This window comes from Altererythrobacter rubellus (assembly GCF_030284385.1).
GTDB lineage: Bacteria > Pseudomonadota > Alphaproteobacteria > Sphingomonadales > Sphingomonadaceae > Erythrobacter > Erythrobacter rubellus.
On sequence record NZ_CP127221.1, the window covers coordinates 461819 to 475646 of the forward strand.

At 54.1% G+C, this 13828-nt stretch carries 15 protein-coding genes; 8 read left to right on the forward strand and 7 right to left on the reverse strand.

Annotation, left to right across the window (positions count from 1 at the left end; translation table 11 throughout):
- Nucleotides 1-19 precede the first annotated feature (19 nt).
- From QQX03_RS02235 to QQX03_RS02270, 8 genes are all read left to right on the forward strand, one after another.
- Entirely contained in the window at nt 20-1159 is a 1140-nt protein-coding gene (locus tag QQX03_RS02235) for an N-acetyl sugar amidotransferase (RefSeq protein WP_285976259.1), read from the forward strand.
- Entirely contained in the window at nt 1156-1770 is a 615-nt protein-coding gene (gene hisH, locus QQX03_RS02240) for an imidazole glycerol phosphate synthase subunit HisH (RefSeq protein WP_285976260.1), read from the forward strand. The genes QQX03_RS02235 and hisH overlap by 4 nt, the downstream gene beginning before the upstream one ends.
- A 2-nt stretch (nt 1771-1772) precedes the next feature.
- Entirely contained in the window at nt 1773-2552 is a 780-nt protein-coding gene (locus tag QQX03_RS02245; RefSeq protein WP_285976261.1) for an AglZ/HisF2 family acetamidino modification protein, read from the forward strand.
- 38 nt (nt 2553-2590) lie between these two features.
- Nucleotides 2591-3631 carry a polysaccharide biosynthesis protein gene (locus QQX03_RS02250; RefSeq protein ID WP_285976262.1) on the forward strand — a complete coding sequence of 347 codons (1041 nt, stop codon included), beginning with the start codon at nt 2591-2593 and terminating at the stop codon, nt 3629-3631.
- 1 nt (nt 3632) lies between these two features.
- Nucleotides 3633-4739, forward strand: a complete 1107-nt coding sequence (gene wbjC / locus QQX03_RS02255) for a UDP-2-acetamido-2,6-beta-L-arabino-hexul-4-ose reductase (protein WP_285976263.1) — start codon at nt 3633-3635, stop codon at nt 4737-4739.
- 3 nt (nt 4740-4742) lie between these two features.
- Nucleotides 4743-5873, forward strand: coding sequence for a non-hydrolyzing UDP-N-acetylglucosamine 2-epimerase (gene wecB, locus QQX03_RS02260; protein ID WP_285976264.1), 1131 nt, complete (start codon nt 4743-4745; stop codon nt 5871-5873).
- A gap of 69 nt (nt 5874-5942) precedes the next feature.
- Nucleotides 5943-7076 carry a glycosyltransferase family 4 protein gene (locus QQX03_RS02265; RefSeq protein WP_285976265.1) on the forward strand — a complete coding sequence of 378 codons (1134 nt, stop codon included), beginning with the start codon at nt 5943-5945 and terminating at the stop codon, nt 7074-7076.
- A gap of 3 nt (nt 7077-7079) precedes the next feature.
- Entirely contained in the window at nt 7080-7838 is a 759-nt protein-coding gene (locus QQX03_RS02270; RefSeq protein WP_285976266.1) for an NUDIX hydrolase, read from the forward strand.
- On the opposite strand, the gene QQX03_RS02275 is transcribed toward QQX03_RS02270, so the two are convergent.
- The 7 genes from QQX03_RS02275 to QQX03_RS02305 all read right to left on the reverse strand — a co-directional run bounded on the left by QQX03_RS02275 (nt 7835) and on the right by QQX03_RS02305 (nt 13628).
- Nucleotides 7835-8758, reverse strand: coding sequence for a tyrosine-type recombinase/integrase (locus QQX03_RS02275; RefSeq protein WP_285976267.1), 924 nt, complete (start codon nt 8756-8758; stop codon nt 7835-7837). The genes QQX03_RS02270 and QQX03_RS02275 overlap by 4 nt on opposite strands.
- A 262-nt stretch (nt 8759-9020) precedes the next feature.
- Nucleotides 9021-9512, reverse strand: a complete 492-nt coding sequence (locus QQX03_RS02280) for a hypothetical protein (RefSeq protein WP_285976268.1) — start codon at nt 9510-9512, stop codon at nt 9021-9023.
- Nucleotides 9499-10080 (reverse strand): hypothetical protein, encoded by a 582-nt coding sequence (locus tag QQX03_RS02285; RefSeq protein WP_285976269.1) that lies wholly within the window; start codon nt 10078-10080, stop codon nt 9499-9501. Before QQX03_RS02285 ends, QQX03_RS02280 begins: the two co-directional genes overlap by 14 nt.
- A gap of 506 nt (nt 10081-10586) precedes the next feature.
- On the reverse strand, nt 10587-11123 hold the full coding sequence (locus QQX03_RS02290) for a hypothetical protein (RefSeq protein ID WP_285976270.1): 537 nt from the start codon (nt 11121-11123) through the stop codon (nt 10587-10589).
- A 91-nt stretch (nt 11124-11214) separates the two neighbouring features.
- Nucleotides 11215-12039: an enoyl-ACP reductase FabI gene (fabI, locus tag QQX03_RS02295; RefSeq protein ID WP_285976271.1), complete on the reverse strand. Its 825-nt coding sequence runs from the start codon at nt 12037-12039 to the stop codon at nt 11215-11217.
- Between the two features lie 15 nt (nt 12040-12054).
- On the reverse strand, nt 12055-12321 hold the full coding sequence (locus QQX03_RS02300) for a YhjD/YihY/BrkB family envelope integrity protein (RefSeq protein ID WP_490401893.1): 267 nt from the start codon (nt 12319-12321) through the stop codon (nt 12055-12057).
- Between the two features lie 356 nt (nt 12322-12677).
- Entirely contained in the window at nt 12678-13628 is a 951-nt protein-coding gene (locus tag QQX03_RS02305) for a DnaJ C-terminal domain-containing protein (RefSeq protein WP_285976938.1), read from the reverse strand.
- Nucleotides 13629-13828 lie beyond the last annotated feature (200 nt).

A 13828-nucleotide genomic window follows, 5' to 3' on the forward strand; every position in this document is an offset into this window, starting at 1 on the left:
CAAGTTTTGGAGTTGATTTGTGCCTTTAATACCTTACCAAATTTGCCAGAATTGTATAATGGACACGAGTGACTCCCTGATCGCGTTCGACGAGCGGGGGTGGTGCGATTATTGCAATAATTATCACGAAAACATAGTGCCTTACTGGCATACCGACGAACGCGGCGAACGCGAGGTCATGGCCCAAATCGACAAGATCAAGGCCGACGGCAGAGGGCGTGATTTCGATTGTCTGATCGGCCTGTCAGGCGGTATCGACAGTAGCTATCTGACCTACATCGCAAAGGAGAAGTTCGGCCTACGCCCTCTACTTTATCACGTCGACGCCGGCTGGAATTCCCAAGAGGCAGTCAATAATATCGAAAAGTTGGTCGATGGACTGGAGCTTGACCTTTACACTGAAGTCGTGAACTGGCCAGAAATGCGAGACCTGCAGCTTGCATTCTTTAAGGCAGGAGTGCCACACCTCGACACACCTCAGGATCATGCCTTCTTTGCTGGGCTATATAATTTTGCTGCAAAAAATAAGGTGAAGTATATCCTCACGGGGGCAAACTACTCGACAGAGTGCGTGCGTGAGCCGCTCGAATGGCATTATCACGCTTCCGATCTGAGGCAATTGCACGACATCCACCGCCGTTTTGGAACGCGTCCCTTGAAATCGTTCCCGCTAGCCGGGATCCTAAAATTTAAAGTCTTCTATCGGTTCGCAAAAGGCGTGCGGGTGATTAAGCCTCTCAACTACATTCCTTATTACAAGGAAGCGGCAATGCAGGAACTCGTGCAACGTTTTGGATGGCAGCGTTATCCGCACAAGCACTATGAGTCCCGCTTCACTCGATTCTACGAAGGGTTCTGGTTGCGGAAGAAATTCGGTTACGACAAGCGTCGCGCCCATTTTTCCAGCCTGATCCTGACCGGACAACTAAGTCGGGCAGAAGCGCTCGAGCGGATCGCTCAGGACCCTTATTCTCCTGAGCAGGTAAAGCAGGACTTCGAGTACATTGCGGCCAAGCTTGGCATAACCGAAGCTGAACTGCAGGCCATGTTCGATGCACCAAACAAAACCTATCGCGACTATGCGAACATGATGCCGGTGATGGACCTCGGCGCCAAGGTGTTCCGTGTTCTTGGTCTCCAGCGAGCGGTGATGCGTTGATCCACGTCGTCGATTATGGGCTCGGGAATGTTGGCGCATTCCTCACGCTCTACAAAAGATTGGAGATACCCGCGATCGCGGCGACCACATCGACGGAGTTGGTAGGCGCTGATCACATCCTTTTACCGGGGGTAGGATCCTTCGATCATGCGATGCGGTCGTTGAATGCGTCTGGCATGCGTGAAACGCTAGATCGTCTCGTGGTCGAACAGAAGGTTCCAGTCTTGGGCGTTTGCGTGGGGATGCAGATTCTCGGTGATAGCAGCGATGAGGGGCGCGACGCCGGTCTTGGTTGGATTTCTGGAAGCATTCGGGATCTGGCCGGGCGAGGGGCGGCTCATAATGGACTCCCGCTCCCACATATGGGGTGGAACGATGTTCAACCTCAAGGGAATGTGCCATTGCTCGCGGGGATCCCCGACCCACGTTTCTATTTTCTGCACAGCTTCTACTTCGAAAATCGTGATGCGGCGGACGCAACCGCGACTGTGGAGTATGGTGCTCAGTTCACCTGTATGGTGAACCGAGGCAATGTATGGGGGGTGCAGTTCCATCCAGAAAAGAGCCACCGGTATGGAATGGCACTCCTGAAAAACTTCGCGGAGCTCTGAGCATGCTTCGTCCGCGCATCGTACCCTGCTTGCTGGTTCACGAGGGAGGGCTTGTGAAAACCGTGCGCTTCAATGATCCCACCTACGTCGGTGATCCCATCAACGCAGTGCGGATATTTAACGAGAAAGAAGTCGATGAACTGGTCGTTCTTGATATTGATGCGACAGCAAAGAGCGTTGAACCCGACTTCAATCTGATCGGAAACCTCGCTGCAGAATGCCGGATGCCTCTTTGTTATGGTGGCGGCATCACATCTGTTGCTCAAGCCAAAAGAATTATCAGCTTAGGTGTCGAAAAAGTGGCGCTCAGCGCATCCGCTGTCGCAAATCCGGCGTTGGTATCTGAAATTTCTGCTGAGATCGGACGTCAATCGACGGTTGTGGTTCTTGACGTCCGCAAGCGGACGTTTGGAGGCCGATATGATGTTTATACGCACAATGGTACCATCAAGACCGGCTTATCGGCCTTGGATTTCGCTAAAGAATTGGAAGTGCGCGGCGCCGGCGAGATTGTTTTCAATTCGATCGATCGGGACGGAACGACCAAAGGATACGATCTGGATCTAGCGCGCCAGCTGCGCGCGGCGGTTAATGTGCCCATTAGCATGGTTGGCGGCGCGGGCAGCCTCGAAGACATTGAAGAATTAATTTGTGAAGTTGGCGTGCTCGGCGCTATTGCTGGCAGTCTCTTTGTTTTCAAAGGAAAGTACCGGGCGGTGCTTATCAACTACCCTCAGCCAGATCTAAAAGAACAATTGGTTCTTCGTTCACTTAAGAAGTAGGCGCTTAGGCGTTTTCTGCCTGTCGTTATGGATAAAATATGACTGACAAAATTTTCTCCGACCGCACTCTGCTGATCACCGGCGGAACGGGATCATTCGGCAATGCGGTTCTGCGGCGGCTTCTGGACTCCAGCCTGAAGGAGATCAGAATCTTCAGCCGGGATGAAAAAAAACAGGATGACATGCGCAAGCACTTCAACAATCCAAAGCTGAAGTTTTATATCGGCGATGTGCGAGATTACGCATCTGTCGTGAATGTCGTGCGTGGGGTTGACTTTATTTTTCACGCTGCGGCACTCAAGCAGGTCCCTTCATGTGAGTTTTATCCACTAGAAGCCGTAAAGACAAACGTTCTGGGCACCGAAAACGTGCTTGAGGCTGCGATTAATTGTGGAGTTAAGCGCGTTATCTGCCTCAGTACGGACAAAGCCGTCTACCCCATCAATGCCATGGGTATCTCTAAGGCTATGATGGAGAAAGTGGCCGTCGCTAAATCCCGCAGCAGCGAAAACACCGTCATCTGTGCTACCAGATATGGCAATGTCATGGCCTCGCGCGGCTCGGTCATTCCTCTCTTTGCCAACCAGCTGCGAGCCGATAAGCCGATCACCATCACAGATCCAGAAATGACCCGGTTTATGATGACCTTGGACGATGCGGTCGAATTGGTTCTTTATGCTTTCAGGCATGGCAAGCCCGGTGAAATATTCGTTCAAAAGGCTCCTGCAGCGACCATCTCGACCTTGGCCAAGGCAATGTGCCAGATGTTGGGTAAAACAGCCCATCCGATCAATGAAATCGGCACAAGGCATGGCGAAAAATTGTTCGAAGTTTTGCTAAGCCGCGAGGAAATGGCAGCGGCCGAAGACCTCGGTGAATATTTTTGCGTCTCCCCGGATCTGCGAGATTTGAACTACGAAAAATTCGTGGATCAAGGGGAGCGAAGCATCTCGCTGGCGGAGGATTACAATTCGCATAATACGACTCGACTCGATCTGAAGGGCATGGAGTCGTTGCTGCTGAAGCTACCGTTCATGCGTGCCATGGTGGCAGGCCAATACATCTCACCGGAGGACTGAGTTGAAGGTCCTGATCACTGGCGCCGACGGCTTCATAGGAAAAACTTTGCGTGTCCGCCTCGAGGAGGACCCCGGGTTTGAGGTGAGCACGTTCGTACGCGGCGGATCGATTGCCCTGCTCCACGAACGAGTTCGTGCCTCCGACGCGGTCGTCCATTTGGCGGGCGAAAATCGGCCCGTCGATCCAACTCAGTTCATGGCTGTAAACGGAGGGCTCACCGAGGAGCTATGCTCCGCGATCAAGGCGGCAGGGCGGCCGATCCCGCTTATCTACGCATCCTCCATCCAGGTGGAACAAAGCAACCTCTATGGCGCCAGCAAACGTGCGGGAGAGGAGGCGGCTATTGCTTTGTCTGCGATGCCTGGTCAGGCCTGCGCCATCTTCCGCCTGCCCAATGTGTTCGGGAAATGGTGTAGGCCCAACTATAACTCGGCGGTGGCAACTTTCTGCCATAACATTGCCAGGGGTTTGCCGATCCAGATCAACGAGCACGGGGCGCCGCTCACTCTGGCGTACGTCGATGATGTAGTTGATGCGATGATCCGCGCAATTCAATTGCCCCAGAGCGGTATTAGTTGGCCTGATATCGATCCAACCCATGAGACGACGGTCGGCGCTGTGGCGGATTTGATCCGTTCATTTCGGGACAGTAGGGATACCTTGATAACTGAGCAGGTAGGGACGGGACTAACCCGCGCACTTTATTCGACCTATGTGAGCTATCTTCCTCCAGAAGAGTTTAGCTACGGCGTTCCAGTTCATAGTGACGCGCGCGGAATTTTCGTGGAAATGCTCAAAACGAAGGACAGCGGCCAGATTTCTTTCTTCACAGCGCATCCTGGCGTCACGCGAGGCGGACATTATCATCACAGCAAGACGGAGAAATTTCTCGTCCTCCGAGGGAAGGCGCGCTTCGGTTTTAGGAACATCATCACCGACGAGTTTCACATGCTGGAAACGAGCGGAGACGCCCCGAGGATCGTTGAGACTATCCCTGGTTGGAGCCACGACATCACGAATGTCGGCGATGAGGAAATGTTAGTGATGCTCTGGGCCAATGAGATTTTTGACCGCGAGCGCCCTGATACCATTGCGAGGAGCGTCTGACTTATGACTGAGCTCAGGGTTATGACAGTGGTTGGCACAAGGCCCGAAATCATCAGACTGGCGCGCGTCCTTTCGAAACTTGATCATTATTGTGACCACATTTTGGTCCATACAGGTCAAAATTACGACTATGAGCTGAACGGAATATTTTTTGATCAACTCGGCCTTAGGAAGCCGGACCATTTTTTAGAGGCAGCAAGCGCGAGCGGTGCTCAAACCATTGGGCAGGTCATTATTGGTGTGGACCGGTTGCTCGAGGAATTGAAGCCCGATGCCCTGTTGGTACTTGGTGACACGAACAGCTGCACTGCAGTGATCCCTGCAAAGCGACGCAAAATCCCTACGTTTCACATGGAAGCTGGGAATCGCTGTTTTGATCAACGCGTACCTGAAGAGATTAACCGGCGCATCGTCGACCACACTGCCGATATCAACCTCACCTACAGCGATATAGCTCGTGAATACCTGTTGCGCGAAGGACTTCCGCCCGATCTCGTTATCAAGACCGGTAGCCCGATGTTTGAAGTTCTCTCGCACTACCGGTCCGGCATCGAGGAATCGGCTGTGCTCAACCGCTTGGGACTGGCGGAGGGGGAGTATTTCCTGGTAAGCGCTCATCGCGAAGAAAACATTGAACCGGAAGGTAGCTTCCGGAAGCTTGTCGATATGCTCAATGCGCTTGTCACGGCGTTCGACATCCCGGTCATTGTCTCAACTCATCCGAGGACGCAAAAGCGAATTGATGCTGCGGGCATCAAATTTTCCCGACAGGTAAGCCTTCTCAAGCCGCTAGGCTTTCTCGATTACAACCGCCTCCAGATGTCGGCGAGAGCGGTGCTTTCGGATAGCGGGACGATCAATGAGGAAGCCTCAATCCTCAATTTCCCCGCTCTTAACATCCGTGAGGCGCACGAACGGCCCGAGGGGATGGAGGAGGCGGCGGTCATGATGGTTGGGCTGTCGACAGAGAGAATTTTGCAGAGCTTGGCGCTGCTCGCGGACCAGCCCCGCGCCTCTGACAGGCTTGTGCGCCTCGTTGCGGATTACTCTATGCCGAACGTATCGGACAAAGTCGTGCGTATTATTCACAGTTACGTTGATTATGTGAACCGCGTCGTTTGGAAGAAATATTAGGATAACGTCGTGAGGCTAGTTCTAGTCGCCGATACCTTCCCGCCCCTGCGGACATCGGGTGCTGTCCAGTTGCGTGATCTGGCGCGTGAATTCGCGCATCAGGGGCACGAACTGACGGTGTTGCTCCCCTCCTACGATACGCTGAATTACTGGGAACTTGAGGATCGCGATGGCGTACGGATCCTCCGGTTAAGCGCGCCGAAGACCAAGGACGTTGGTTATGTCCGCCGTACTATCGGCGAGTGGTTGATGCCATATTGGATGGCGCGTAATCTGAGGAAGAGTCCATTGGCCCAGTCGAAATGGGACGGTGTCATATGGTACTCACCCTCGATTTTCCACGGGCCTCTTGTGAGGCGACTCAAGCGTGAGAGCGGTTGCAAGAGTTATCTGATCATTAGGGATATTTTTCCCGAATGGGCGCTCGATTTGGGCCTAATGCGGAAAGGTCCGGCCTATCATTTCTTCAAGGTTATCGCGCGCGGACAATACGATGCCGCGGACGTTATCGGTGTCCAGTCTGAAGGGAATTTGAGTTATTTCGAATACTGGACAAGAGGTGCCATGGGGCGTCAACTTGAAATATTACAAAATTGGCTATCGCCCCCCGCGAACGCTAAATGCTCGCTTGATATCTCGTCCACATCCTTAGCCGGACGCAAAATACTCGTTTACGCTGGCAACATGGGGGTGGCCCAAGGATTGGACGTCATTGTCGCGCTTGCGGATCGCATGCGCAATAGGCGGGATGTCGGCTTCCTCTTTGTCGGGCGTGGTAGCGAAACCGCGCGCTTAGAACAAATGAGCCGAGATCTGGCATTGGACAACATCCTCTTCCAACCCGAAATTGATCCGGATGAGATCCCGTCTCTTTACGAGCAGTGCGCCATAGGCATCGTCGCTCTCGATGCGCGCCACAAGTCTCACAATATACCCGGGAAGTTCCTCACCTATATGCAAAATGGTTTGCCCGCCCTTGCAGTAGTAAATGCGGGCAACGATTTGGCTTCGCTTATTAGTAAGGAAGGGGTTGGAAGGGCTTGCGAGACCAGAGATCTTGATCAGCTAGAATGTCTTTGCTCAGATTTGATCGCTGAGATGAATGGAGATCTGGCAATGAGAGGGCGATGCAAATCGCTTTTTTTAAACCGGTTCTCCGCGGAACATGCTGTCCGCCAAATCACATCCGCGCTTGCCACATAAAAGATGCGAAACTTCAATCTGGAAGAGGCCGCGCGAACCGCAGTGCGAGAGGGGCGCCCAGTTTGCATACTGGACGAACTCATACCGACTGGCGTGATATCGATAAAGATGGTGCCGCCAGAAGTCGTGCAAGATGTTCCTGAGCGCGTCGACGAAATAGCCAATAAAAACTGGGAAAAAATATGGGCAGATGGGCTATTTAACGGGATCATCTGTGCCGCCAAATCGATACATACATCAGGTGAATATATAGAGATTGATCTTGTCGAGATCGATTACAAAACCTTCCGTGCGACCGATCTCATAATCGAAGGCGTCGAAGGATATTTTCCACCATTGGCGGTTGGCGTTCATGCCCTGCTTTTGGGGAGCCAATCCATTCTGGCGCTAAGGCTCGCAGACGGGACGCTTGGTACGCCTGGTGGGGCTGTTGACGTTGATGATTTTGCAGCGGGAGAAGTCCCTTTCGTCAACGCACTTCTGAGAGAAATCGCTGAAGAAGCCGGGATCCAAACTGAACAGGACGCGGTTAAAATCTGCGGGGCTTATATTGTCCACAACCCACTTCACTTAGTATTTGTCTACGTCGCCATTCTTGAAGACAAAATTATAGCGAGCGTTGATGTCGATAGGACCTTAGAGGAAGAAAAAATTGTCGGCATTCAACCCGTCAAAATAAACGAGATATCTTCGCTTCCTAATTCGATTCACGACGCTCTCGGGCTGTGTATTTCGTCAGCAAGTCGCCTAGGATATCTTTAAGCCGGTTCATCCCAAACATTCTGCTCAGCATTCTCCAGGTACCGCGCGAGCACATTCACCGACTTCCAGCCGCCAGCGCGCATGATTGCCGCGGTATCAAACCCCCGCTTCAACAAATCATGTGCAGCACCCACGCGCATCGAGTGGCCGCTGAACGAGGCCACTTCGTCAGGTCTTAATTCGCAGCGCTTTGCTGCTTCCTTCACAACCCGCTTTACAGTCGTTGTCTCGAGGCAGCGGTCGATGACCTTGCCCTGGTAGATCGGGCAGAACAGCCACTCGATGTCTGGCCCACGGCAGTCGAGCCACTGCTTAAGAAGCTTGGCCGTCCGTGCGGATGTAAATGCCACCCGCCCAGCGCCAAAGGGGTCGGCTTTGCTCCTGCGGATAAGCACGCGCAATGTGCCATCGTCGCGTAGGGTAATATCTGAGTTGCGCAGCGCGATGAGCTCGGATCGGCGCGTCAGTAATTCGTAGCCAAGCGATAGCATGGCGCGATTGCGCAGGCCCCAAGGGCTGTCGGGCTCACTCTCCAAAAATTGGTCAAGATATTGACGCGTGAGGCCCTTGGCCTGGCGCGGCCTCACTGCGTTTGCGCGCCGCACGCGGCGGAAGGTCAGATTGATGTCCTCATCATAAGTCGGGTCTGGCAGGCGCAAAAGCCGGTGCACCTTGCGAATGGCGTAAAGGCGACGCTGGACAGTTGAGGGTGCCTTGCATGCGCCCTCGTCTTCGAGAAAGCGGCACACGGTTTCAACGCTGGCGGGGAAGGGCCGATCGATGCCTTGCGCAACACACCAATTCTCAAAAGCCTCGACATCTGCGCGGTAACTGCGCATTGTTGCAGGAGCATAGGCGCCCTCAAGGCGCTTGAATTCGGAGCGCCAGTCCAAGTGCCAAAAATGCCTTTTTCGGATCATAAAGGGCCTTATAAGGGCCATATTGGGTCAAGTCAATGATTGACGGACGCCAAATCCGAATGGCGCGCGCCGCATTGCGCTGGACAATTGGTGATCTCGCCAAGCGTGCAGGTGTCGGCGAGCGCACAATAAAGAGACTCGAGTCAGTGGATCAGGTTCAAGCTGCGAACCTAGCGACGATACAAAAACTGAGGTCGTGCATTGCAGCCGCGGGCATCGAGTTTATCGGCACGCCAGACGACGCGCCTGGCATCCGCATCCATCAGCCTGCGCCAGAACGCGCGCGAGATCTCTGACGCAGCCTGCGTATCGCGTTATCGCGCTCGGCTCTGAACCTGGCCCCGTAGTATGAGAGCTTTGCCGCTTGCCTGGTGATCGCCAATCGTTCCTTATCGTCGGCTCGATAGACTGACGCCGACATCTCCATGTCCAGGGAAGCCTGCGCCAGGCTCGCGCGCCAAGCGGCAATAAGCGCCTTCCTGAGCAGATGGCCGTCCGTCGGGTCACTCTCATCAGCCATTGTGCGCAGCTGATCTGCAAGGGCGAAGAGCCAATCGGGCAAATCAAGGCCCTTATCAAAGCGGCGCTCAATATCCTTGGACATAAGGCCATGCTTTCGCGAATTTCGAGACGAAATTCTCTTACCCGCCTCGGTCTTGGGCCCGCCCGTCAGTCTGGACGCCTCGACCTCCTCGATAAAGATCACGGCCTCAGCGAGAAGCTCCTCCTCGCTCGGATTGTCATTCTTCGGCATTGTCGTCGCCACATTGTGCGTCGATGATTGTCACTGCAGCGCGCATTTCTTCTTGGCGCTTCCTGCCGATCTGGGCGATGATCCTGTCACGCTCGCGCAGGGCCGCGAACTCGAGGCCCATAAAGTCCTCCTCCTTGCTAAGCGAGTTCAGTGAACTTGCCCCTAGCAGCCTGACGATCGGCAAATTCTCCTCACTGTCATAGACGCCTGGCTTTTTCTTGAGGTCATATGTGTCTGTAAGAATTTCGATGGCCGCAGGCTCTGTTTCCTCGCTGCTGATATCCCTCGTAAAATGCGCGTTTGAGCGCACTGCGCGCCTTAAAGACACTAATGTCGCTGCCCTGTGGCACTTGCGAAGAAACTCTATCTTGGCCGTGACCACGGCCACATCATTGACCCACATCGCCTCGATGGGGTCGCGCGGCTCGAAGTGGCGGCACAGCTCTGCATAGAGCTGCTCGCAGCGATTGGGGTCCTCTCCAGGCATGGCCAGCCTTTGCTTGCGCGTAAATAGGCGCGCGGGGCTTGGCTCTTCTTTGCCTTGTGCTTCATCAAAATTCTTACTCATCGTCACGGCTTTCTGTGTGCGTTAATCCAGATTGCGCCGCCTGTGAGTGCCCACCGGCCTGCCGATTGGGGCAAAGCCAGGCTCCCGCAAGGCGCGGCGCTCTGGGCTAGGTCGTGACGATTTTTTGCGCGCCAAGGTAAGGCGTGCGCCCTATCCACACCTATCGAAGAGTTTTCCCCGGCGACGCTTTGATGGGGAGGGGGTTGGGCAAGGCCGCGGCATTTTGCAAAACGAACTGCTGGGCTTTTTGCATCGGCATTGGGGCTGCCTGAAGGGGCGACATGCCAAGAGTATTTGACGCGCGTGCGCTAAACTCAGTGCGCCATACCCTTACCGTAACCTTCCCGTTTTCAAACGCCTGATAATGCGCATGATCGACCTTGGAATTCCAGCCGAGGCAATCCTTTCACATATGAAAATTTTTAGCTGGTAATTCTCGGCGGCTTGCAGATGACAGACACTAGAATGCCAAAAATTGGCTCAATGAGATCCTCTAAATCAGCCGTTCAACGATTTGCGGGATAGCGCCCTGCCGGAGGAAGTTCATCGCCTTGCGCCCCAGACGTAGAGGACTGAGGGCTTGGCGCTTCGTTTGCAACCGCCGCATTCTGGATCCGCCTAAAAGCAAATTCATACATTTGCCTGTCATTGACGATCAGTTCGGCTGTTGAAGAGCCAAAAGCACCTCTGCGAATAACCTGAACAATTTTAATCCCTAGCTCGCTACCATCTCTTCTGGGCACCACTAAAGCATAAAATTTTAGGTCTTTATCGGTGGTCGATCCTTTGTCACCGCTGGATCCTCGCCTACCACTAATTTGCCCTGTTGCTCTGTCAATTACGTCAAGTTTATAGCCCGCGTCTCTGAAGACAGAAACCGCTTGTTCGAATGTGGTTTCAATGGGCAGATCGTAAAACTGGCGCTGATAGTTGTTATCGAGACTGAATATTGAGCGGTCTGGCTGAAGGGCTGATCCGCTCGCGCAGGCAGCAAGTGTAAGGGATAAACAGGCACCCAGCAGTAAGTTTTTGCACTTGCTCATGGTCAGGAATCCTACAGTATCTCTCTACAGTCTGAGATTGGAGCACTCAATACATCAGGCCCAACATTCCACTGCTCAGCTAGAGAAAAATCTAGTCTAACGCAATATCAGGCGCATCTTCCTGCTTCATGCCGACGACATGATAGCCGGCATCGACATGATGCGTCTCGCCGGTCACACCGGAGGACAGGTTAGACAGGAAGTAAAGCCCTGCCCCACCCACATCATCGATCGTGACATTGCGCCTTAGCGGCGAATTCAGCTCGTTCCATTTGAGGATATAGCGGAAGTCGCCGATCCCGCTGGCAGCCAGAGTCTTGATTGGCCCCGCGCTGATCGCGTTGACGCGGATGTTCTTTGGCCCAAGATCATTGGCTAGATATTTGACGCTGGTTTCCAGTGCTGCCTTCGCAACGCCCATAACATTATAATGCGGCATGACCTTTTCGGCCCCGTAATAGGTCAGCGTTACAATCGATCCGCCTCCATTGCCCTCTTCATCGACCGGCGGCATCATTTCGGATGCACGCTGGGCAACTGCAACCAGCGAATAGGCCGAGATATTCATCGTCAAAAGGAAGTTGTCGAGCGAAGTGTCGAGATATTTCCCGCGCAGCTCGTTCTTGTCGGAATATCCGATGGCATGAACGACAAAGTCGATCGTATCCCAGCGGCTTTTCAGCGTATCAAACGCCGCATCCAGCGCCGCCATATCGGACACATCGCAATCGATCAGAAAATCGCTGCCAAGCTCATCAGCCAGTGGCGCCACGCGCTTCTTCAGCGCGTCGCCTTGGTAGGAGAACGCCAGTTCCGCGCCATGTTCGTGCAGCTTCTTGGCGATGCCCCATGCAAGCGATTTATTGTTCGCAAGCCCCATGATGAGACCGCGTTTACCCTGCATCAATCCGTCCATGACTGGTCCCTTCCGTCAGTCTTCCTGCGCTTCGTCTGCCGCCTCTTCCTCTTCAGGTGTCACGGCGAGCGCAGCATTCAACTCTGCGCCGATAACCATTCCCAGCCCGATGAGCCAGAAAAAGAACAGGGCAACCATGATCTTGGCAAGACTGCCATAAGTCAGGTTATAAGTGAAAACGCTGCTCAGGACGTGCAGCAAAACTCTCGTTATAATTAGCCACCGCCCCGTAACAAAGGCAACGTCCGGCCATTTGGGATAGCGGCGGCTGCGATGGACCATCGGTATAAGAGTTTAGAACAGCAGATAGAGCGAACTGAACAGGCCTAGCGTGGTGACCGTGCGTGACAGACGCAATTCGGCCATTGATCAGGCCAGTTCGGGAAAGCGAACTTCAATGATGTGCTCTGCTGTACCGATGTCCACTTGCGCAAACAACTATAGGACCAGCAACACGACCGCACCAAGCGTAAATCCGGCAGAGATCAGGCGGTATTTCCAGAAGGTGCGCGTAGCTTGTGTCCCAGCCGCTCCATCACTGGTCCTCTCAGGGTCTGTGCTTCGCGTCGTCGGGTCTCCGGCGAAAACGAGTGGATTTCGCGCTCTTTGGGATCGGGTAGATGACCCAGGCTCACCTGTTAAATACCTAGTTTGGTGCGTGGATTGCTATCGTCTTTCCAGCCTTCGAGCCTCTTGGAAAGTTCGTCTGCATCGTCTGGCATTTGAATCTCCAGTGTGACCAGCTGATCTCCGCGCCCGCCGCTCTTGGTTGACCAGCCCTTGCCTTTCAGGCGCATTACCGTGCCGCCATTGGTGCGCGGTTTGATCGTCAGCATCACAGGGCCGTCTGCCGTAGGGCATTTGATCTTTGCGCCGTTCAGCGCCTCATCAAGCGTGATCGGTAAATCCATCCGGATGTGGTCGCCATCGCGGTGATAGAATGGATGCGAGCCGATTTCGACAATAACCAGCCCGTCTCCATTGCCGCCCGGACCGGGCTTGCCTTTGCCTTTCAGGCGCATCTGCGTGCCATCATCGACACCCGCTGGCAATTTCACACTAATTGTCTTGCCGTCTGCCAGAGTGATCCGTTGATCTTCAAGCGACGCGGCGCTGACGAACGGCACAGTCAGGCGATAATGCGCGTCCGGGCCCTTTTGCGGAGGCGGTCGCTGCTGGCTGCCGAATCCGCCGCCCAGTCCCGAACTGCGGCGCTGGCCCCCACCACCGAACAGTCCGTCAAACAGATCGCTCAGATCCACTCCTTCGGTGCCGAACCCTTCGAAATCCTTAGGCCGGAAGCCCTGTGCGCCACCGCCACCGCCACCGGGCCGTCCGCCGAATCCGCCTGCAAAAGGGTTTGTGGGATTGCCTTCTGCATCGATCTCACCGCGATCGAACCGCGCCCGCTTTTCCTTGTCGGACAACAGATCGTAAGCCTTTGTAACGTCCGAGAAGCGCTCGGATGCATCGGGCTTGCCCTTGTTGCGATCAGGGTGCAGTTCCTTGGCGAGCTTGCGGTACGCGCTCTTGATATCTGCTTCAGAGGCAGAGCGCGCCACGCCGAGGGTGGAGTAAGGATCAGACATAGCCATGGCGTGTTAGCTAGGTGCAACAGTGCTTGCGTGCAAGCGCGAAGCTTTCCTACCCAATCGCAATTTCCCAAACGGGCCAGGCCATGACTTCCGACAATCCATTGCGCGCCTTTCTTGATATGATGCGATCTCAAGGGGTGAACAGCCCGATTTTTCGGCTATAGGACTGCGTTCCAAGTGTTCCATGCTGTAGG